Genomic DNA, 19858 nt, shown 5'->3' with positions numbered 1-19858 from the left:
GTGCCGTCGCGAACCAGGCCGTACCTCCACTGGCCAACGCGATGGCGATGTGCGATGTCAGATCGCCCTTCATCGCCAGAACCGGTGCCGCGATCGCACAAGCGAGCGCCGCGGCCAGGAGCGCGGTCCAGCTCTTGCGGCCGTTGCTCGCCGGCTGGGGAGGTCACATGAAGTCTTCTCGCAGAGATGCCTGCCGCTTCGTCCTCGATTTCCTTCGAGGCGCCTTGAGCACCAGGAGGACGGAGCCGACGCCCCAGGCGACAGCCAGCGGGACCAGCAGGTTCCTGCTGGTCGAGACCTTGGCCGGTTCCAGGTCGAGCGTGAACCCGACGCGGTCGACCACGAGGTCGACTCGTTCGCCCTTTTCCTTGGCCTCGACACCCCAACTCGGCGTGTAGACGAGCTTGCGCTCGCCGCAGGTGACGTCGTTGGTGACGGTGTCCGGCGACCGCCGATTCGCGTGGGTGTTGACGGCGGTGACCTCGCAGTCGTTGAGCCGCTCGCCGAAAGCCGTGAGCCACAGCGAATGACCGCCCATGTACAGGAAGAGCGGGATGAAGATGGCCATGAAGCCCACCCACGCATCCACAGAACTCTTCGGCCGCAGCCGCTCCAGGCACGGCATCAGCGCCAGCCAGCTGAGGAGCACCACTGGCGCGCCCGCGATCGCCCAGCGACCCGCGCCGTTGAAGACGAACCCGCCGATCCCCATGAGCAGCAGGCAGAGTCCTGCGAGCGAGATCCACAGTGGTGTGCGGGATGTCGTGGTCACAGGTCGAGGCTGCCTTTGATCTTTTCGAACGTGCGCTTCTGTTCCGGAGTCGGGTCCTTGCCCAACTGCCCCTCCAGCTCGTCCTGCTTGGCCGTCTCGCGCAGGACGTCCGCCCCGAACTTGGTCTGGAAGCCGCCGCCCATCACATCGGGAACCGAATGTGGCGTGACGCTGCCATCAGCGCGTGTGATCGGTTTGAACGGAGCGTATGCGTCGACGGCGGCATTGCTCGGCCTCTTGTCGGCGTAAGCGCGGTTGTACGTGTTGCCGGCGTCCTTGTACGCGTCCCAGCCCTCGCGCAGGCCCTCTTTGCCCTTTGTCGCGGCATCACCGAGCGTTGGGCGGGAGTTGCCCCAGTCCTCAAGCCGCTTGCCGGCGTTCTCCACGCCATCTGCGCGGCTGGGAGTGGTGGTCGCGTCCGGACTGTCACGAACGCGCGGAGCGCTCGGAGCGTCCGTGCCTCTGCCGCCCTTTCCGAACCGCCCCAGGCCTTTGAGCATGTCGCCCACCTTGCTGAACAGACCCTTCAACCGGCCTGAGATGCGGGTGATGACCCGCATGAGCTTGGCGAGGTACTGCGTGATCTTGCCCAGCACGGCGGCACCGCGGCCGACCGCCCATGCTGCGAAGGCTGCGACCGAACTGCCCAGGGACACGTAAGAAGCGCTGAGTGCGATGACAGCGTTGCGGATGACCTCGAAGACGAACATGGCGACGAGGTCGCGGATCATGCCGCGGACGGCCGCGGTGATCGTGCCTGCGGTGGCGATCTCCTGAGCGGTGGCGACGCAGGTCTTGCTCATCGCTTCGATCTCGTCGGCGAGCCTGCTCTGGCTCTGCCTGAATCCGTCGGCAGCTGCCTGGGACCAGCCGCGAACCTCGCGGTCGACTGCGGTGCGTTGTTCCTCCGCGACGTCTTTGACCTGAATGGCGACCTGGTTCCAGGTGGCGACGGCGGCCTTGATCGCGTCACCGTTGCCGGCGAGCCAGTCCAAGCCCTGGCGGAGGAAGCTGACGTGCTCGATCAACCACCCGATGCCCGCGGTGGCCAGGGAACCCAGGGGATCGAGGAAGGTCCCGAGCAGGTCGAGACCTGCCGCACCGAGGTTGAGGCCGATCTCCGCGAAGTCGCCTTCCCCGGCGCGCGTCACCGAGTCCGCGAGTTGAGCGACGGACTCCACCGCGCCCGCACCCGCGAAGTTGTCAGGGCCTGCGATCTTGCCGTCGGAGTCCCATCCGGTCCAGAAGTTCACCGCTCACCTCCGAACCGGTTTCTGTTCGAGTCCTCGTACGCCTCATAGGTCAGCGCTGTTGCTTTGGTGTCGTCCGCGGCCCGGCCAACGCCTTCCACCAGCTTCCTGAGGTTGTCGACGGTCTCGCGCGCCTTGTCCTGAGCGTCGTCGGCGAACCACTGGAGCAGTTGTCCGAAGGTCTCGCCGCCGAGGCTGACCCCGGACGCGGTGTTCGCGGCGCTCGCCAAGGCGTTCTGCCGGTCGAACTGACCTTCTGCGAACTTGTGCAGTTCTCGTGGATCTACACCGAACCCGGTCATCGCAGCACGCTCCCGAAGCCGTCTTCGTCGTCCTCAGGCGGGCGCTGCGGCCTCGGCTGGGGCTTCTGCGCAGGCTCGTTCCACGAGACCTCGCGCATGACCTGACCGTCCTCGGGCGGTGGCGGCGCTTCCGCTTCCTCAGGCTGCGGGATGAAGCTGCGCAGGAAGTCCATCGCCTCCGTGCCGCCGAACTCGGGCTCCACAACGGACGCGACCTGTTCGGCGGCCTGGATCTGGGCCTTCTGCACGGTCTGCATCACGAGCTGGCTCAGTTGCACGTGCGTCAGGCGCATCGCGACGGGCGAGAACTCGATGTGCTGCAACGCGCCGTTCGGTGCGACCCGCACCGTCACCGCCTCGTTGGGGGAGGTGACGGTGCTGCTGGCCTGCTGGATCTGCTCCTGCATCTGCTGGGAGCGTTGCTGGAGCTGCTGCGCCCTGGACTCGAGGTCCGCGATCATCTGTTCGGGGTTCATCGCTCGCTCGTCATCGCCAGCACCTGTCCGAGGTGTCGCACCAGGCCCATGTTGTCGGCGGGGCTGATCGTGAACCAGCCCTTGCGGGTCTCGACGTTGGAGTAGCGGCCCTGGTTCGTGTCGATCCACGTGACCGGCGGGAAGTCCCGTTTGGTGCGGCCCTGGCCCATCTGCACGAGGAAGTGGCCGTTGCCGATGGCCGGGCCGGTCAGCATCTGCTTGGCGATGCGGACCTCGTCGCTCTCCGCCGTGCGGACCGACTGCCGGAAGCCTTCTTGTTGCTGCGGACGGCTTTCGAAGGCCTGCGCCGGCACGGTCACGAGCTTGCCCGGCCCCGGCCTGCCGTGCGGCACGACGTTCGCGAGACAGGTGGCGATCTCGTTGGGCTGCACCAGGCTCAGCGTGACGCCGGTGTCCTCCTGGACCACCAGCACCGCGTACCCGCCGCGCGCCACCACGCTGGCGCGAACGAGCTTCTGCTGGTTCATGTCCGGGATGCAGAGCGCGATCACGCGGAGTTCGGGACGCGCCAACAGGTTCAGCGCGTCCTCGAGATCAGGCTCGGGCCTGCCGCGCCGCGCCAGGTGCCGGCGTTCGAGATCAGCGTGCACGGCGGCCTTGATGCGAGCGCGCTCGTCGAGCGTCTCGCCGTGCTGGCTGATGTCGAAGGGGTACGGGATGCTCCCCGCCCGCAGGTCCTCCCAGAGGACCTCGAACGCGGGCAGGGAGAGCTGCGCGATCTGCTTCATCCGCCGATCACCGGCGGCGCGACCATGCGATCGTCGTCGAAGAACTCGTCGGTCGGGATCAGGTAGTTGGACTTGTGCTCCTTGTCCTCCTCGCCGCTGCCCGCACCGGCGCCGCCCCCGGCACCCATGCCGCCCGCACCAGCGGCGCCACCACGGCCCGCGGCACCAGCACCACCGGCGCCCGCAGCGCCACCCGGACCACCCATGACGCCGGCGCTGCCACCGGGAGTGGCGGGACCGAAGCTGCCCATGGCACGCGCGGAGCCCGCACCACCCATGCCGCCAGGACCCATACCGCCCGGGCCCATGCCGCGACCACCTGCGCCACCACCGGAACCGCCTCCGGGGCCGCCGCCGGGACGCATGCCCGGACCACCGCCGGGAGGACGTCCCTGCAGACCGCCGCCGGGCGGCCGCACACCGGGAGGCAGCATGCCGGGCGGGGTGAACGGCGGCCGGTTCTGGCCACCGGGGTTGTTCTGGTTGTTGTTGCCTTGCTGCAGCGACGGGTCCTTGACCTGAGGCGCGGCCCACGCGGTGTTGGTCGTGCCGTTGCTGGAACCCGGCGGCATCGACGGCATGCCCGTGGTGCTGTTGTTGCCGAACTGCTGGTTGGCGTTGACGTTGCTCAGGCTGCTCGTGCTGGTGGTGCTGCTCGTCTGCGTGACGCCCTGGTCCTGCGTGACCTGCGGAGTGGTTTCCATGGCGGGCATGGACATCGCCGCTGCCATCATCGTGTTGTCACGCGTCTGCATGACCTGCACGGCTTCGGCCTTCGCCTCTTGCTGTTCGTTGTGCTTGGAGAGCATTTCGAACGGTGCGCCGACCATGGCGGGAGGGAAGATGACCGAGGGACCGGCGTACTTCTTCATGATGTCCAACGGATTGAAGCTGACCGGTTCAGGCATGCTCTTGTTCGCCTGCACCGCCGCATCCCGCTGCTGCGCGATCGCAGTGGACGTGCGCACGAACGCTTCGCCGGTTTGCTCCGAGAAGGTTCCTACTTTGCCCAGAGCTGCCCGAACACCTTCGGCGGCCCGTCCTTTCCAGGCATCCTGAGAACCGTTGACGAGGATGCTGAAGTCGGTGGCCAGTTCCTTGAACGTCGTACCGATCGACTTCCACGCATCACTGACAGTGGTGGCAGTTTCGGGGTTGTAGTTCTGGGTGACCAGAGCCTTCATCTGCTCGTGCTGTTGGCCGGGGTAGTTCGCGTTCGGTGTTGGAACTGTGGGTTGAACGGGCGCCATGAGATCCCCCTCGGACGTCGTTACGGCAGCTTCGGTGCGATCAGGTCGGCGGCTTTGGACGACCGTTGGCAAGCGGCTGCGGTGTCCTCTGAGGTGGCAGTCAGGTTTCCGATCACCACGATCGATGACGTCTCGCTGACCGAGATCGCGATCGTGCAGATGTTCTTCGCTCCGTCCTGCGCCTCGACCTTGGTCGCGTCGTACTTGCCGACCTTGGTCGGCGAAACCTTGTCGCCGTCGAGGTTCAGGTCTTTGAGGCCTGAGTTGGTTCGGATCCCCACACGGAGTCCTCCGTTGCCGCTGACGGCCCAGTCGCAGCCATCAGAGGTGCCTACCTTTTCTGCTTCGCCTGGGTACTTGAGGCCGAGGCTGGTGACGTCGGCTTCGGTGAGCAGGTCGCACGGTTTGACGGCGTCCAGGCCCGAGGCCGAGTCGGAACCGCTGGTCGGGGCTGCGCTGCCATCCGTCGGCGTAGGAGTTCCCGTCGTGCCGCCGCTGGTGCAGCCGGCGGTGAGGACAGCCAGGCTGATCGTCGTGGCGATGAGGATGCGCTTCATTACTTCCCAAGTTTCTTGAGCGAGTCCGCACCCGCTTGGTCAACGTTCTGGTACGAGGCGCGACTCTTCTCGATCTGCCTCTTGAGTTCGTTGATCGCTTTGACGAGATCTTTGATGGTCTGCTGAGCCGCGGTGCCGAACGTCCTGTTGCCCTGGCTGATCGATTCGGCGTATCCCCCGCCGAGCTTGGTCTGCGTGCTGAGATCCGCCGACTTGCGGCCGACTTTGTCGAGCTCGTCCTGCATCGCGGTGAGTTTCTTGATCATGGCGTCGACCAGGTGCGGGTCGACGGACAGTTGCTGGGTCTCCACGGCTACCGCGACGGCCTTGCCGGCGTCCATGACGGCGCTCAGGCCACTGCCGAAGATGCCGTCCCAAGCGCCCCCAGAGGCCCTGTCGGCAAAGCTGCCGACCTTGCCACTTGTCACTACTTCTTCAGACACAGAAGCTCGACCCTCCCCGATTGCGCTCTGTGGTCGACCCATGACCTTACAGTTGTGCGGCCGTTTGGGGGATGCGTTGAACTACTTAGCCTGTTCGGGCCGGAACTTCACCTGGTCAGAGAGGTCGTAGACGCGTGAAGTGAGAACCGAAGCGCAGGTTCAGGGCCGCTCTTCGCGGCTTGGAGAGTGTCCGGTCCGGACCCTCGCGCAAGTGGGATAGGGCGGGCCTTGCGTCACCCTGCCGTAGAGGCTGGCTAGGCTCACCGAGGTGAGCACGGTCTACGACTGCAGCGAACCGGGCAATCGCGCGGCGGGGCTTGCCGCCGCCGCCGGCGCGGTGCGGAGCGGGCGCCTTGTCGTCCTGCCCACCGACACCGTCTACGGGATCGGCTGCGACGCGTTCGACGCGGAAGCCGTCCGGAGTCTTCTCGACGCCAAGGGGCGCGGGCCCGACATGCCCGTGCCCGTGCTGGTCGGGTCCTGGACGACCATCGACGGGCTGGTCCTCAGCGTGCCTCGGCAGGCGCGGGCCCTCATCGAGGCGTTCTGGCCCGGTGGGCTCAGCATCGTGCTGCCCCACGCGCCGAGCCTGGCCTGGGATCTGGGGCAGACGCGCGGCACGGTCATGCTGCGCATGCCGTTGCATCCTGTGGCCCTGGAGTTGTTGCGCGACGTCGGGCCGATGGCCGTGTCCAGCGCCAACAAGACCGGGCACGCGCCGGCGTCCAGTGCGCAGGAGGCTCGTGACCAGCTCGGCGACGCCGTGCCCGTGTACCTCGACGGTGGGCTTAGTGGCGAGAACATCGCCTCTACCATCGTCGACCTCACCGGGCCCGACGCGCTGATCCTGCGCGAGGGTGCGGTCAGCAAGGAAGACGTCAACGAGGTGCTTGGTATCGAGGTCGAGGTCGCTCGGTAGCGAGCGGCTGCCAGAATTGATCATGGTCGCCGCGAGTACCGTGGCGAGCACCCCGAACACCCCCGATCGATTGGTAGGCCCGTGGGGCCCGCATCCTCGTTCATCCTTCCCGTGCGCGAGTACCTGCTCGTCGCGTTGATCGCTGCCGTCGTGACGTTCCTGCTCGTGGGGCTGGTGCGCGCGATGGCGTTCCGGCTCGGGGCGGTGGCCTACCCGCGGCAGCGAGACGTGCACGTGCAGCCGATGCCGCGCATGGGTGGTGTCGCCATCTACGGCGGTGTGCTGGCCGGCATGTTCGTGGCGCACCAGTTGCCGGTGCTGCGGGCCGCGTTCGACTTCTCCAACGACCCGTGGGGTGTCATCGTCGCGGGCGGGGTCATCGTGCTCGTGGGTGCGATCGACGACAGGTTCGAGCTCGACTCGCTCACCAAGCTCGCCGGTCAGGTCACGGCTGCGGGCATCCTCGTGCTGTTCGGTCTGCAGTGGATGATCGCGTGGGTGCCGTGGGACGGCGGCGCGACCATCTCCCTCGACCAGAACCAGGGCGCGTTGCTGACCGTGCTGCTCGCGGTCACCATGATCAACGCGATGAACTTCGTCGACGGTCTCGACGGACTCGCCGCCGGCATCGGGCTCATCGCCGCCGCGGCGACGGCGGCGTTCTCGATCGGTCTGCTGGTCGAACGCCAGGGTGCCGTCGAGGCCTACCCGCCGGCCCTGATCGCCGCCGTGCTGGCGGGCGCGTGCCTGGGCTTCCTGCCGCACAACTTCAACCCCGCGCGCATCTTCATGGGCGACTCCGGCTCGATGCTCATCGGCCTCATGCTCGCCGCCGCGACCACCAGCGCGTCGGGCAAGATCAACCAGGCCACCGGCAGCGCGGCCGACCTGCTCGGTCTGCTCTCGCCACTGATCGTGGTCGCCGCGGTGCTGTTCGTGCCGCTGCTCGACCTGCTGATGGCGATCATCCGCCGCACACGACGCGGCGAGAGCCCGTTCTCCCCGGACAAGATGCACCTGCACCACCGGTTGCTGGAGATCGGGCACTCGCAGCGTCGCGCCGTGCTGCTCATCTACTTGTGGGCCGGCGTCCTGGCCTTCGGCGCGGTCGCGCTCACGCTGTTCGACCCGATCATCGTGGCCACGTGCTTCGTCATCGGGCTGATCGTGACGTTCGTGGTCTCGGTGATCCCCCGGCTCAGGGACGCTCGCAGCAAGTCCTGAAGGTTTGCCGGAAATTGGTGCGCCGTCTTGTTTGGGGCCGCTTAACCGCCGTTAACGAGGGGCTGCTCGCAGCGCCTCACAAGCGGGTTCCTAGACTTCGGGACATGAGCGACGCGGACAAGGCCGTCACGCACGAGCTGACCGTCCAGCGACTCGCCGGGGAAATGTTCCGCGAGGCCGCGTGGGCCGCGCTCGGCACGTTTGTCCTCGGCGTCGTCGTGTCAACTGTGATCTGGGGGACCGCTGGTCTCTTCGGATCATTGATCGGTGGTGCGATCGCCATCGGTTCGAGCCTTGCCACGTTGTTGTTGATGCGCAAGACGGCGGCGCTCGATCCGATGTTCGTGATGGTCGCCGCACTCGGCGGATTCATGGGCAAGCTGATCGTGTTGCTGCTCGCGGTGATCCTGCTGCGCAACCAGTCGTGGCTCGAACCCAAGGCACTGGGAATCACCCTGGTGGCGACAGTGCTCGTCACGTCGTTCCTGGAGGCCAGAGCCTCCAAGCGCAGCCGTAGCCAGATGGTCGTGCCCGCCTCCGAAGGCGCCTAGACCTGCTGATATGGTCCGCGCAGACCAGGGACACCCGATAGCAGGGGTGCCTCTGGTAGTCGCTTGCGAACCGTAAGGTACGTTAAGTCCAGATCGTGACGATTCCCCCGGCGGAGTGAACGCCGGCCGGGAGAACCGGAAGGAACACAGTGACCAAGTTGCTGGCTTCGGGGGGCGAGTTCGTCGCTCCCGGTGTGAAGGACTTCTTCCTCCCGCCGATCTTCGGCTCGGTCACGAAGCCGATGGTCCTGCTGGTGCTGTCGATCGTGATCATCGCCGTGTTCTTCATTGCGGCGACCCGCAACCTCAAGGTCGTCCCCGGCAAGTTCCAGTTCGCCGCCGAGTCGCTTTACGACTTCGGGCGCAACAACATCGCCAGGGAGCAGATCGGTGCGAAGGACTTCAAGCCCTTCATCCCGCTGATCCTCACGATCTTCACCTTCATCCTGGTGAACAACCTGTTCGGGCTCATCCCGATCGTCCAGTTCCCCACGATGTCGCACATCGGATTCCCGCTCGCCGTTTCGTTGCTCGTTGTTTACCCGGTGTACCACTTCGTCGGGTTCAAGCGGCACGGCTTCGTGGGCTACTTGAAGCACCAGACGGTTCCGCCGGGCGCGCCGTGGTTCGTGCTCCCGCTGCTGATCCCGATCGAGTTCTTCCAGAAGTTCATCCTGAACCCGCTCACGCTGGCGATCCGAGTTTTCGCGGCCATGTTCGCGGGTCACCTCCTGCTGCTGGTGTTCACCCTGGCAGGTGAGTTCCTGCTGCTCAATGGCGGACTGACCGTCATCGTGGCGCCGGTGTCCTTCGCCTTCGCCATCGCGCTGACCTTCCTGGAGGCACTGATCATGTGCCTGCAGGCCTACATCTTCGCGCTGCTGTCTGCCAGCTACATCGGCATGGCGTTGGCAGAAGAGCACTGACAAACGCAAAGCCTCCGATCCGCGAAATCTCGCGGACCGAGTTGGAAAGGGAACAGCAACAGTGAGCGCTATCCAGATCGCCCAGGACGCCGTCAACCTGAACCAGGGTCTCGCGGCCATCGGCTACGGTCTCGCGGCCATCGGCCCGGGCATCGGCGTGGGTCTGATCTTCTCCTCGGTCATCAGCGGCACCGCCCGCCAGCCCGAGGCCCGCGGCGTGCTGCTCGGTCTCGCCTGGACCACCTTCGCCATCGTCGAGGTCCTCGCGCTGATCGGCTTCGTCGTTTACTTCATCGCGACTGCCTGACCGAATCCAGATCGCGTTAGGAGAAACCGTGATGGACACCCTCATCCTGGCGGCGGAGGGGCCGGTCAACCCGGTCCTCCCGCACACCTCGGAGATCATCCTCGGTCTCGTCGCGTTCCTGCTCCTCCTCTTCGTCATCAAGAAGTTCGTCTCACCGCGCTTCGAGGCGTTGTACGAGGAGCGGACTGCCAAGATCGAGGGTGGCATCGAGAAGGCTGAGCAGGCTCAGGCCGAAGCCCAGCGTGCTCTCGAGCAGTACAAGGAGCAGCTGGCCGAGGCTCGCGCCGAGGCCGCGCGCATCCGCGACGACGCTCGGGCCGAAGGCCTGCAGATCGTCGAGGAGATGCGCGAGCAGGCGCAGGCCGAGTCCGCGCGCATCGTCGCGCAGGGCCAGCACCAGCTGGACGCTCAGCGCGCCCAGATCGTCGCGGAGCTGCGTGCCGACCTCGGCCGCACCGCTGTCGAACTGGCGAGCAAGGTCGTGGGCGAGTCCCTCGAGGACGACTCCCGCCGCCGTGGCACCGTCGACCGCTTCCTCAACGAGCTGGACGCCGTCGCGGCGCCCGCGAGCAAGTAGAGGCTGCCGATGACGTTGCATGCCGCAAGTCGTGAAGCTCTGGCAGCCGCGGAACTGCGGCTGCTGGAGCTGGCCGACGCCACCACGTCGACGAACGACCTCGCCAAGCTCGGCGAGGAGCTCTTCGCCGTGCTCGACCTGCTGGTCGCTCAGCGCTCGCTGCGCGGCGCGCTCGCCGACGCCTCCTCCGAGGCCGCCGGTCGTGAGCAGCTGGCTCGTGGCCTGTTCGCGGGCAAGGTGAGCGACGCGACCCTGCAGATCCTGGCCGCCGTCGTGACCTCGCGCTGGTCCAGCCCGCGCGAGCTCGTGGACGGTGTCGAGTCGCTCGCCCGCACCACGCTGCTGGTGCGTGCCGAGCGCGACGGCCAGCTGGACTCGACCGAGGACGAGCTGTTCCGGCTCGGCCGCATCGTGGCTGGTTCGAACGAGCTCGAGCTGCTGCTGGCGGACCCCGCCGGTGACGCAGCCGGCAAGGTCGCGCTGGTCGACTCCCTCATCGAGGGGAAGGTCAGCCCGGTCACCAAGACGCTGGTGGACCAGCTGGTTCGCAACCCGCGCGGAGTGCGTGTGGCGGACGGGCTCTCCGAGCTCGCCGACCTGGCGGCCAAGCGCCGTCAGCGTTCCGTCGCGCACGTCCGGTCCGCCGTGGCACTGACCGCGGAGCAGGTCGACCGCTTGACCGCGACGCTGACCACGATCTACTCGCGCCCGATCGCTCTGCACGTGGAGGTCGACCCCTCACTGGGCGGCGGCCTCTCGATCAAGATCGGCGACGAGATCATCGACGGAAGCATCGCCGGCCGGTTGGCGGCACTGCGCCGCAATCTCGCCAGCTAGCCCCCGAGCCCTTTCCCAAGAACGAAGAAGTGAGAGCAGGAACGACATGGCGGAGCTGACGATCTCGTCGGACGAGATCCGCAGTGCGATCGAGAAGTACGTCTCGAGCTACTCCCCGGAGGTCAGCCGGGAAGAGGTCGGTACCGTCTCCGAGACCTACGACGGCATCGCCATCGTCGAAGGCCTTCCGGGCACGATGACCAACGAGCTGCTCGAGTTCCCCGGTGGCGTCCTCGGCGTCGCCCTGAACCTCGAGGTCCGCAACATCGGTGCGGTCATCCTCGGTGACTTCGACAAGATCGAAGAGGGCCAGGAAGTCCGCCGGACGGGCAAGGTCCTGTCCGTGCCGGTCGGCGACGGCTTCCTCGGTCGTGTCGTCAACCCGCTCGGCACGCCGATCGACGGCCTCGGTGACATCGTCGCCGACGACACCCGCGCCTTGGAGCTGCAGGCGGCGTCCGTGCTGCAGCGTCAGCCGGTGTCCGAGCCGATGCAGACCGGCATCAAGGCCATCGACGCGATGACCCCGATCGGTCGCGGTCAGCGTCAGCTGATCATCGGTGACCGCAAGACCGGCAAGACCGCGGTCTGCATCGACACGATCATCAACCAGAAGAAGGCCTGGGAGTCGGGCGACCCGAAGCAGCAGGTCCGCTGCGTCTACGTCGCCATCGGCCAGAAGGGCTCCACCATCGCGGGCGTCAAGGCCGCGCTGGAGGAGGCGGGCGCACTCGAGTACACGACGATCGTCGCCGCCCCCGCTTCTGACTCCGCCGGCTTCAAGTGGCTGGCGCCGTACACCGGCTCCGCCATCGGCCAGCACTGGATGTACCAGGGCAAGCACGTCCTGATCATCTTCGACGACCTGACCAAGCAGGCCGAGGCGTACCGCGCGATCTCGCTGCTGCTGCGCCGTCCGCCGGGCCGCGAGGCCTACCCGGGCGACGTCTTCTACTTGCACTCGCGTCTCCTCGAGCGTTGCGCGAAGCTGTCCGACGACCTCGGCGGCGGTTCGATGACGGGTCTCCCGATCATCGAGACCAAGGCGAACGACGTGTCGGCGTACATCCCGACCAACGTCATCTCGATCACCGACGGTCAGTGCTTCCTCGAGTCCGACCTGTTCAACGCCGGTGTCCGCCCGGCCGTCAACGTGGGTATCTCCGTTTCCCGCGTCGGTGGTGCCGCGCAGATCAAGGCGATGAAGGACGTCGCGGGCTCGCTGCGTCTGGACCTGTCGCAGTTCCGCGAGCTGGAGGCCTTCTCCGCGTTCGCGTCCGACCTCGACGCCGCGTCGCGCGCCCAGCTGGACCGCGGTGCCCGTCTGGTCGAGCTGCTCAAGCAGGGCCAGTACTCCCCGGTCCCCGTCGAGGAGCAGGTCGTCGAGATCTTCGCCGCGACCAAGGGTCACCTGGACGACGTTCCCGTCGCCGACATCCGCAGGTTCGTCGCGGACTTCAAGGACTCGCTGCGCCGCAACCACGCGGACGTGCTGAGCAGCATCGTCGAGACCAAGAAGTTCCCCGAGGACTCGCAGAAGCGCGTTGCCGCCGCCGTGGCCGAGTTCAAGAAGCAGTTCACCGCTTCGGACGGCACGACGATCGTCAACGAGGCGCCGGAGAAGGCGATGGACGCCGACAAGGTCGCCCAGGAATCGGTGAAGCTCCACAAGCCCGAGCCCACCAAGAAGTGATCTGAGCCATGGGCGCACAGATTCGGGAGCTCCGCCAGCGGATCCGAACGGTCAACTCGACCAAGAAGATCACGAAGGCGTACGAGCTCATCGCCACGTCTCGCCTCGCCAAGGCGCAGACCAGGGTCGCGGCCTCGCGCCCCTACGCGGACGAGATCACGAACGTGCTCTCCGCGTTGGCCGAGGCCTCGGCGAACCTCGACCACCCGCTGCTGTCGGAACGCGAGAACCCCAAGCGTGCCGCCGTCCTGGTCGTGACCAGTGACAAGGGCATGTGCGGTGGTTACAACGCGAACGTGCTCAAGGCCGCTGAGCAGCTGATCCAGCTGCTCAAGTCCGAGGGCAAGGAGCCGGTGCTGTACGCGACCGGCCGCAAGGCGATCGGGTACTACAACTTCCGCCGTCGCGAGGTCACCGCGTCGTGGAGCGGGTTCTCCCAGACCCCGCACTACGTCAACGCCGTCGAGGCGGGTGACGCGCTGGTGGAGGCGTTCCTGGAGGGCACGGAGAACGGTGCGCAGGGCGTGGACGAGATCCACGTCGTGTACACCGAGTTCAAGTCCATGCTGAGCCAGACGCCGACCGCCAGGCGGATCGCGCCGATGGACGTCGAGTACACCGGTGAGACCCCCCAGGGCCCCCGCGCGGTGTACGACTTCGAGCCCAGTGCGGAAGCGCTGCTCGGAGCGATGCTCCCCAAGTACGTGAAGACGCGGCTGTTCTCGGCCATGCTGGAGGCGGCGGCTTCGGAGTCGGCGGCTCGTCGTACGGCCATGAAGGCGGCGACGGACAACGCGACGGAGCTCGTGCGCAACCTCAGCCGGGCGGCGAACTCGGCCCGTCAGGCCCAGATCACCCAGGAGATCAGCGAGATCGTCGGTGGCGCCTCCGCGCTTACCGGTGGCGCAGGAAGTGATGACTGACATGAGTGCTACTGCCACCACCACCCGCACCGGCCGTGTGGTCCGGGTGATCGGTGCGGTCGTCGACGTGGAGTTCCCGCGCGGCGCCGTGCCGGAGCTGTTCAACGCCTGCCACGCCGAGATCACCTTCGAGGCGGTCGCCAAGACGCTGACCCTCGAGGTCGCGCAGCACCTCGGCGACAACCTGGTCCGCACCATCTCGATGCAGCCGACCGACGGTCTGGTGCGCGGTGCGACCGTGACCGACACCGGCAAGGCCATCTCGGTCCCCGTCGGTGACGTCGTCAAGGGCCACGTCTTCAACGCCCTCGGTGACTGCCTCGACGTGCCCGGCCTCGGCCGGGACGGCGAGCAGTGGGGCATCCACCGCAAGGCGCCCGCCTTCGACCAGCTCGAGGGCAAGACCGAGATCCTCGAGACCGGCATCAAGGTCATCGACCTGCTCACCCCGTACGTCAAGGGTGGCAAGATCGGCCTGTTCGGCGGCGCGGGTGTCGGCAAGACCGTGCTCATCCAGGAGATGATCACGCGTATCGCGCGTGAGTTCTCCGGTACGTCGGTGTTCGCCGGCGTCGGTGAGCGCACCCGTGAGGGCACCGACCTCCTCCTCGAGATGGAGGAGATGGGCGTTCTCAGCGACACCGCCCTGGTCTTCGGTCAGATGGACGAGCCGCCCGGCACGCGTATGCGCGTCGCGCTGTCCGCTCTCACGATGGCGGAGTACTTCCGCGACGTGCAGAACCAGGACGTGCTGCTCTTCATCGACAACATCTTCCGGTTCACCCAGGCCGGTTCCGAGGTGTCGACCCTGCTGGGCCGCATGCCTTCGGCCGTGGGTTACCAGCCGACGCTGGCGGACGAGATGGGTGAGCTCCAGGAGCGCATCACCTCGACGCGCGGTAGGTCGATCACCTCGCTGCAGGCCATCTACGTGCCCGCGGACGACTACACCGACCCCGCCCCGGCGACGACCTTCGCCCACCTGGACGCGACGACGGAGCTTTCCCGTCCGATCTCCCAGAAGGGCATCTACCCGGCCGTCGACCCGCTGTCGTCGTCGTCTCGAATCCTCGAGCCGTCGATCGTCGGCGAGGAGCACTACCGGGTCGCCCAGGAGGTGAAGCGAATCCTGCAGAAGTACAAGGAGCTGCAGGACATCATCGCCATCCTCGGTATGGACGAGCTCTCCGAGGAGGACAAGGTCCTCGTCGGTCGCGCGCGTCGTCTCGAGCGCTTCCTCGGCCAGAACTTCATCGTGGCCGAGAAGTTCACCGGTCAGCCCGGCTCCTTCGTGCCCATCAAGGACACGATCGAGGCGTTCGACCGCGTGTGCAAGGGCGAGTTCGACCACTACCCGGAGCAGGCGTTCTTCTCCTGCGGCGGGCTGGACGACGTCGAGGCCAACGCCAAGAAGCTGGCCGGCAACTGAGCTAGGTTCTCCGAAAGGGCCGTTCCTCCTTTGTGGAGGGACGGCCCTTTCGGCGTTCCTGGAGCACATGACGTTTCCGTTGGATGGAAACCGCACTCCCGATCTGGGGCTCTGAAGTCGCACGATGCTCGGCATCACCAGGCGCCTCGACGAGGAGGAAGAGCGCGTGAACAAATGGGTGTTGCCGCTGTGCTGGACCGCTGTCCTGCTCGACGGCTTTGACCTCGTGGTGCTCGGCACGGTGATTCCTGTGCTGTTGCAGGAGAAGCTGCTCACGACGGCGAGCGCCGGCGCGGTGTCCACGGCCGGCCTGGTCGGGATGATGCTCGGCGCGCTGATCATCGGGACCATCACCGACGTCATCGGGCGCCGCAAGGTGATGATCTACGCGGTGGCCGGGTTCTCCGTGTTCACGCTGGCCTGTGCGTTCGCGCCGGACGCGACGACGTTCGGGATCCTCAGGTTCCTCGCGGGGCTCGGCCTCGGTGGCTGCCTGCCCACGGCGATCGCGCTGGTCAACGAGGCTCGGCCGCAGCAGGGCGGGCGGGCCACGACGCTCATCATGACCGGTTATCACGTCGGTGCGGTCATCACGGCGTTGCTGGGCATCGTGCTCATCCCGCAGCTGGGCTGGCGGTCGCTGTTCGTGGTGGGCGCGCTGCCGGCGTTGGTGCTGATTCCGTTGATGGTCAAGCACTTGCCGGAGACGGCGGCGCGCACGGCTCCCGCGCTGGAGGCGGTCGGGTCGCTGTTCAAGCCGGGCCTGCGCAAGGCGACGATCGCGTTCTGGGTGGCGTCGTTCATGGGGCTGTTGCTCGTGTACGGGCTGAACACCTGGCTGCCGCAGATCATGCGCAGCGCCGGGTACGAGCTCGGTACGGCGCTGGCGTTGTTGCTCACGCTCAACATCGGTGCGGTGGTGGGACTTCTGATCGCCGGAGCGGTCGCCGACCGGATCGGGATCAGGCCCGCGGCCATCGGGTGGTTCGCGGCCGCCGTGGTGTTCCTGGCCTTGCTGAGCATCAAGCTGCCGGGTGTGGGCGTGTACGTGGCCGTGTTGCTGGCCGGGTGCTTCGTGTTCAGCGCGCAGGTGCTCGTTTATGCCTACGCGGGACGGGTCTACGAGGAGAACCGGGCCACCGGCATCGGGTGGGCCGCTGGGATCGGACGACTGGGTGCCATCAGTGGGCCGTTGCTCGGCGGTGCGTTGCTCACGGCTGGATTGGCGCACCCGTGGGGCTTCTACGCGTTCGCGTTCGTAGCTGCGTTGGGCGCAACGGCCGTTGGTGCGATTGGGCTGAAGGCGAAAACGGTCCTGGCGCCCGCTGGATGATGGCAAGGTCGGGTGCATGGCCCGACACGTTCCGTACGACGACCCGGGGACGCCGGACGTCCGATCGCCCTGGCGGTACCTGTGGTGGCTCGTGCTCGTGCAGCGCGGGCGGGTGCTCGCCGGGGCGTGGTGGGGCTCGCTGTCGATGTGCGGGCTGATCCTGCCGCCGTACCTCATCTCTCGCGCTGTCGAGGCCGGTGTGCGGGGCGGTGACCGGATCGCGTTGCTGTGGTGGTGCGGTGCCCTGCTCGCGGTGGCGCTGGGGCTGGCCCTGGTCTTCATCGCCCGGCATCGCACGATGACGCTGGTGCGGACCGACGCCGCGTTGCGCACGGCCCAGATCGTCGTCCGGCACGTCACCCGGCTCGGCGGGGTGGTGCGGCGGAAGCTGTCCACAGGGGAGCTCACGTACCTGCAGAACGGCGACACGGCGCGCATTGCGCACGCGCTGACCAGTACCGGGCCCGGAGTGGGCGCCGTGGTCGCGTACGTCGCCACGGCGGTGTTGCTGGTGCGGATCTCACCGCTGGTCGCTGTCGTGGTGCTGCTCGGGGTGCCGGTGCTCGCTCTGGTGACAGGGCCCGTCCTGCGCCGGCTGCACGCCGTGGAGGCCGGGTACCGCCAGCGGCAGGGGGAGCTGAGTTCGCGGGCCGGCGACATCGTGGGCGGGCTGCGGGTGTTGTCCGGAATCGGTGGGAAGCCGGCGTTCGAGGCGCGGTTCCGCGCTATGTCGCGGGAGGTCCTCGAGGACGGCTACCGGGTGTCGGCGTGGCTGAGCTGGGTGCAGGCGCTGACGTGGGGGCTGCCCGCGTTGTTCCTCGCCGTCGTCACGTGGATCGTGGCGCGCATGGTGGTGACCGGTGCCATCTCGATCGAGGAGATGGTCGCGGTCTACCTGTACGTCACCACGCTGACCGTGCCGGTCGGCTTCTTCATGGAAGGGGCGGACGCCATCCCGCGTGCGCTGGTGTCGGCGCGGCGAGTCATCGACGTTCTCCGGTTGCAGCCCAAGGAAAAGGACCCCGAAGCGGTGCCGCTGGACGTGAAGACCGGCGCGTTGACCGTGGTCGTCTCGGCGAACGCGACCCTGGCGAGGGACGCCGTCGACCGGTTGCCGGGGGTGGTGGCGGACAACGACGACTACCTGTTCGCGGGCACCGTGCGCGAGGCGGTGTCGGTGTCGGTGCACAGTGATCGCGAGCTGGACGAGGCGTTGTACGCGGCGGCCGCGGTGGACGTCGTCGAGGCGTTGCCGGAAGGCCTGGACTCACACCTGGAGTCGCAGGGGCGCAACGTGTCCGGCGGTCAGCGGCAACGGCTGCGGCTCGTGCGGGCGTTGCTGAGCGAACCGGAACTGCTCGTGCTGGTGGAGCCGACGTCCGCGCTCGACGCGGTGACCGAGGCGGCGGTGGCGAAGAGGGTGCGGGAGAGGCGGTCGGGGCGGACCACGGTGGTCGTGTCCTCGTCGCCGTTGTGGGCGAACCAGGCGGATCAGGTCGTGCACCTGGAGGCGAGCCGATGACCAGGCTGCCGATCGCGGACCGCCGTGAGGTGCGGCAGGCGGCGGCGCGGCTGCTCCGGGGCGAACGGCGTGCGCTGGCCGCGGTGCTCGTGCTCACCGCGCTTTCGGCGGTGTCGGGGCTCGTCGGGCCGTACCTGCTCGGCAAGATCGTCGGCGGGGTGGAGGCCGGCACGCTGACGCTGTCCACTGTGGACCAGCTCGCGCTCGGGGTGCTCGGTGCGGCCGTCGTGCACCTGCTGCTGGTGCGGTACAGCGCGTTGCGGGCGGCGAGGCTGGGCGAACGGTTCCTGGCCTCGTTGCGGGAGGAGGCGGTGACGCGCACGCTGGCGTTGCCCGCGCGAGTGGTCGACCGGCTGAGCACCGGCGACCTGATGTCCCGCGTGACGAGCGACGTCGGCACGGTCGGCCAGGCGTTGCGGGACAGCGTGCCCGAGGTGCTCGCGGGCGCGACGCACCTCCTGGTCGTGTTCGTGGCGGTGTTCTGGCTGGACCCGGTGCTCGGCCTCGTCTCGCTGGCCGGGATGCCGTTCGTGGTGTGGGTGGTGCGCTGGTACCTCGCCCGTGCGCGCGACGCGTACCTCGCGGAGAGCGAGGCCAACGGGGACGTCGCGGAGATGTCCGCGGCGGTCGGCGAAGGCAGCCGGACGATCGAGACGTACGGCCTGAGGGCCCGGATGCTGGCGGCGGCGGACGGCACCATCGCGCGGTCGTACCGGGCGCGGCTGCGGACGCTCGCGCTCAGGAACGTGCTGTTCCCGGTGACCACCTTCGTGAACACCCTGCCGGCCGTGCTGGTGCTGCTCGTCGGCGGCTTCTTCTACGCGGCCGACGGCGTGCGGATCGAGGTCGTCGTCACGGCGGTGCTGTGGGTCTGGCGGCTGGTCGAGCCGATGGACCGCATCCTGTTCTGGGTCGAGTTCCTGCAGCGCGGCGGCGCGTCGTTCGCGCGGATCGAGGGGATCGGTGCGCACGTCGAACCCGCGCCCGCCGTCCGCGAACCGGACGGCGACCGCATCGAGGTGAGCGGAGTCCACTATTCCTATGTGGACGGTCATGAGGTCCTGCACGGCGTCGACCTCGTGGTGCAGCCGGGAGAACGGCTGGCGATCGTCGGCGTCTCCGGCGCGGGCAAGTCGACGCTGGGCCGGTTGATCGCGGGCGTCGACCGGCCGGGGGAGGGCTCGGTGCTCGTCGGAGGGGTGCCCGTCGCCGATCTCGCGGCAGCCGGGGAGCAGCGGATCGTGCTGGTGACGCAGGAACACCACGTGTTCATCGGCACGGTCAGGGAGAACCTCGCGATGGCGGCCCCGGATGCTCCGGACGACCGGCTGCTCGAAGCGTTGCAGACCGTCGGCGCGGCGTGGTTCGAGGAGTTACCCGAAGGGCTCGACACGCTGCTCGGTGCGGGCGGCGTCGAACTGGATCCCGCGCAGGCACAGCAGTTGGCGCTCGCCCGCGTCGAGGTCGCCGATCCGCACACGTTGGTGCTGGACGAGGCGACGTCCTCGCTCGACCCGGCCACGGCCAGGCACGCGGAGCGCGCGATCGCGGCCGTGCGGGAGAGACGCACGGTGATCGCGATCGCGCACCGCCTGCAGACCGCGCGTGACGCCGACCGGATCGCGGTCGTGGACGCGGGCCGCGTCGTGGAGTTGGGATCCCACGACGACCTGGTCGCCAGAGACGGCACCTACGCGACGCTCTGGCGTTCCTGGCACGGCAACTAGCTTGAGTTTTAACCTCTGAGTGGCTGGGTGAGACCCCGGGTGATCATGGGTGAAGCCCTTGGTCGATTCTTCTTCTTGCGACAGACGAAGA

General features: G+C 67.6%; 21 protein-coding genes. 13 read left to right on the top strand and 8 right to left on the bottom strand.

From position 1 onward, the window contains the following. Window positions 1–163 precede the first annotated feature (163 nt). The 8 genes from AB0M48_RS41295 to AB0M48_RS41260 all read right to left on the bottom strand — a co-directional run bounded on the left by AB0M48_RS41295 (window position 164) and on the right by AB0M48_RS41260 (window position 5799). Window positions 164–772: a hypothetical protein gene (locus AB0M48_RS41295; protein WP_363853436.1), complete on the bottom strand. Its 609-nt coding sequence runs from the start codon at window positions 770–772 to the stop codon at window positions 164–166. Further along, window positions 769–2025 (bottom strand): hypothetical protein, encoded by a 1257-nt coding sequence (locus tag AB0M48_RS41290; RefSeq protein ID WP_363853434.1) that lies wholly within the window; start codon window positions 2023–2025, stop codon window positions 769–771. The genes AB0M48_RS41295 and AB0M48_RS41290 overlap by 4 nt, the downstream gene beginning before the upstream one ends. Further along, window positions 2022–2324 carry a hypothetical protein gene (locus tag AB0M48_RS41285; protein WP_363853431.1) on the bottom strand — a complete coding sequence of 101 codons (303 nt, stop codon included), beginning with the start codon at window positions 2322–2324 and terminating at the stop codon, window positions 2022–2024. The genes AB0M48_RS41290 and AB0M48_RS41285 overlap by 4 nt, the downstream gene beginning before the upstream one ends. Then, window positions 2321–2800 carry a YbaB/EbfC family nucleoid-associated protein gene (locus AB0M48_RS41280; protein WP_363853428.1) on the bottom strand — a complete coding sequence of 160 codons (480 nt, stop codon included), beginning with the start codon at window positions 2798–2800 and terminating at the stop codon, window positions 2321–2323. Before AB0M48_RS41280 ends, AB0M48_RS41285 begins: the two co-directional genes overlap by 4 nt. After that, complete coding sequence (locus AB0M48_RS41275) at window positions 2797–3549, bottom strand: ESX secretion-associated protein EspG (protein WP_363853425.1); 753 nt, start codon at window positions 3547–3549, stop codon at window positions 2797–2799. Before AB0M48_RS41275 ends, AB0M48_RS41280 begins: the two co-directional genes overlap by 4 nt. Further along, on the bottom strand, window positions 3546–4733 hold the full coding sequence (locus tag AB0M48_RS41270; RefSeq protein ID WP_363853423.1) for a hypothetical protein: 1188 nt from the start codon (window positions 4731–4733) through the stop codon (window positions 3546–3548). Before AB0M48_RS41270 ends, AB0M48_RS41275 begins: the two co-directional genes overlap by 4 nt. A gap of 86 nt (window positions 4734–4819) precedes the next feature. Continuing rightward, the gene (locus tag AB0M48_RS41265) at window positions 4820–5356 is read right to left on the bottom strand and encodes a DUF3558 domain-containing protein (RefSeq protein WP_363853420.1); all 537 of its coding nucleotides are present in this window, start codon (window positions 5354–5356) and stop codon (window positions 4820–4822) included. Further along, window positions 5356–5799, bottom strand: a complete 444-nt coding sequence (locus AB0M48_RS41260) for a type VII secretion target (protein WP_363853417.1) — start codon at window positions 5797–5799, stop codon at window positions 5356–5358. The genes AB0M48_RS41265 and AB0M48_RS41260 overlap by 1 nt, the downstream gene beginning before the upstream one ends. Before the next feature lie 268 nt (window positions 5800–6067). On the opposite strand from AB0M48_RS41260, the gene AB0M48_RS41255 reads away from it, so the two are divergent. The 13 genes from AB0M48_RS41255 (at window position 6068) to AB0M48_RS41195 (ending at window position 19767) form a co-directional block, all read left to right on the top strand. Beyond that, complete coding sequence (locus AB0M48_RS41255) at window positions 6068–6718, top strand: L-threonylcarbamoyladenylate synthase (protein ID WP_363853414.1); 651 nt, start codon at window positions 6068–6070, stop codon at window positions 6716–6718. 81 nt (window positions 6719–6799) lie between these two features. Then, window positions 6800–7942 carry an MraY family glycosyltransferase gene (locus AB0M48_RS41250; protein WP_266038120.1) on the top strand — a complete coding sequence of 381 codons (1143 nt, stop codon included), beginning with the start codon at window positions 6800–6802 and terminating at the stop codon, window positions 7940–7942. Between the two features lie 104 nt (window positions 7943–8046). Further along, window positions 8047–8493 carry a hypothetical protein gene (locus AB0M48_RS41245; protein WP_090066623.1) on the top strand — a complete coding sequence of 149 codons (447 nt, stop codon included), beginning with the start codon at window positions 8047–8049 and terminating at the stop codon, window positions 8491–8493. Between the two features lie 149 nt (window positions 8494–8642). Further along, complete coding sequence (gene atpB, locus AB0M48_RS41240; RefSeq protein ID WP_319987397.1) at window positions 8643–9419, top strand: F0F1 ATP synthase subunit A; 777 nt, start codon at window positions 8643–8645, stop codon at window positions 9417–9419. Window positions 9420–9480: 61 nt separating this feature from the next. Further along, the gene (locus AB0M48_RS41235) at window positions 9481–9726 is read left to right on the top strand and encodes an ATP F0F1 synthase subunit C (RefSeq protein WP_090008758.1); all 246 of its coding nucleotides are present in this window, start codon (window positions 9481–9483) and stop codon (window positions 9724–9726) included. A gap of 31 nt (window positions 9727–9757) precedes the next feature. Then, window positions 9758–10303: a F0F1 ATP synthase subunit B gene (locus AB0M48_RS41230; protein WP_266038117.1), complete on the top strand. Its 546-nt coding sequence runs from the start codon at window positions 9758–9760 to the stop codon at window positions 10301–10303. Between the two features lie 3 nt (window positions 10304–10306). Further along, the gene (locus tag AB0M48_RS41225; RefSeq protein WP_363853588.1) at window positions 10307–11140 is read left to right on the top strand and encodes a F0F1 ATP synthase subunit delta; all 834 of its coding nucleotides are present in this window, start codon (window positions 10307–10309) and stop codon (window positions 11138–11140) included. A 46-nt stretch (window positions 11141–11186) separates the two neighbouring features. After that, window positions 11187–12833: a F0F1 ATP synthase subunit alpha gene (gene atpA, locus AB0M48_RS41220; RefSeq protein ID WP_363853408.1), complete on the top strand. Its 1647-nt coding sequence runs from the start codon at window positions 11187–11189 to the stop codon at window positions 12831–12833. A gap of 8 nt (window positions 12834–12841) precedes the next feature. After that, window positions 12842–13756 carry a F0F1 ATP synthase subunit gamma gene (locus AB0M48_RS41215; protein ID WP_363853405.1) on the top strand — a complete coding sequence of 305 codons (915 nt, stop codon included), beginning with the start codon at window positions 12842–12844 and terminating at the stop codon, window positions 13754–13756. Then, a complete protein-coding gene (gene atpD, locus AB0M48_RS41210; protein WP_090066617.1) occupies window positions 13749–15185 on the top strand; it encodes a F0F1 ATP synthase subunit beta in 1437 nt (478 codons plus the stop codon). Before AB0M48_RS41215 ends, atpD begins: the two co-directional genes overlap by 8 nt. 124 nt (window positions 15186–15309) lie before the next feature. Then, window positions 15310–16518, top strand: coding sequence for an aromatic acid/H+ symport family MFS transporter (locus AB0M48_RS41205; RefSeq protein ID WP_363853402.1), 1209 nt, complete (start codon window positions 15310–15312; stop codon window positions 16516–16518). A gap of 16 nt (window positions 16519–16534) precedes the next feature. Beyond that, the gene (locus AB0M48_RS41200) at window positions 16535–18040 is read left to right on the top strand and encodes an ABC transporter ATP-binding protein (protein WP_363853399.1); all 1506 of its coding nucleotides are present in this window, start codon (window positions 16535–16537) and stop codon (window positions 18038–18040) included. Beyond that, on the top strand, window positions 18037–19767 hold the full coding sequence (locus tag AB0M48_RS41195) for an ABC transporter ATP-binding protein (RefSeq protein ID WP_363853396.1): 1731 nt from the start codon (window positions 18037–18039) through the stop codon (window positions 19765–19767). Before AB0M48_RS41200 ends, AB0M48_RS41195 begins: the two co-directional genes overlap by 4 nt. Window positions 19768–19858: the final 91 nt, after the last annotated feature.

It is taken from the genome of Lentzea sp. NPDC051208, from assembly GCF_040682435.1.
Lineage (GTDB): Bacteria > Actinomycetota > Actinomycetes > Mycobacteriales > Pseudonocardiaceae > Lentzea > Lentzea kristufekii.
Note: the sequence above shows the minus strand (reverse complement) of the source record. Positions and strands in the feature narration are given on the sequence as shown.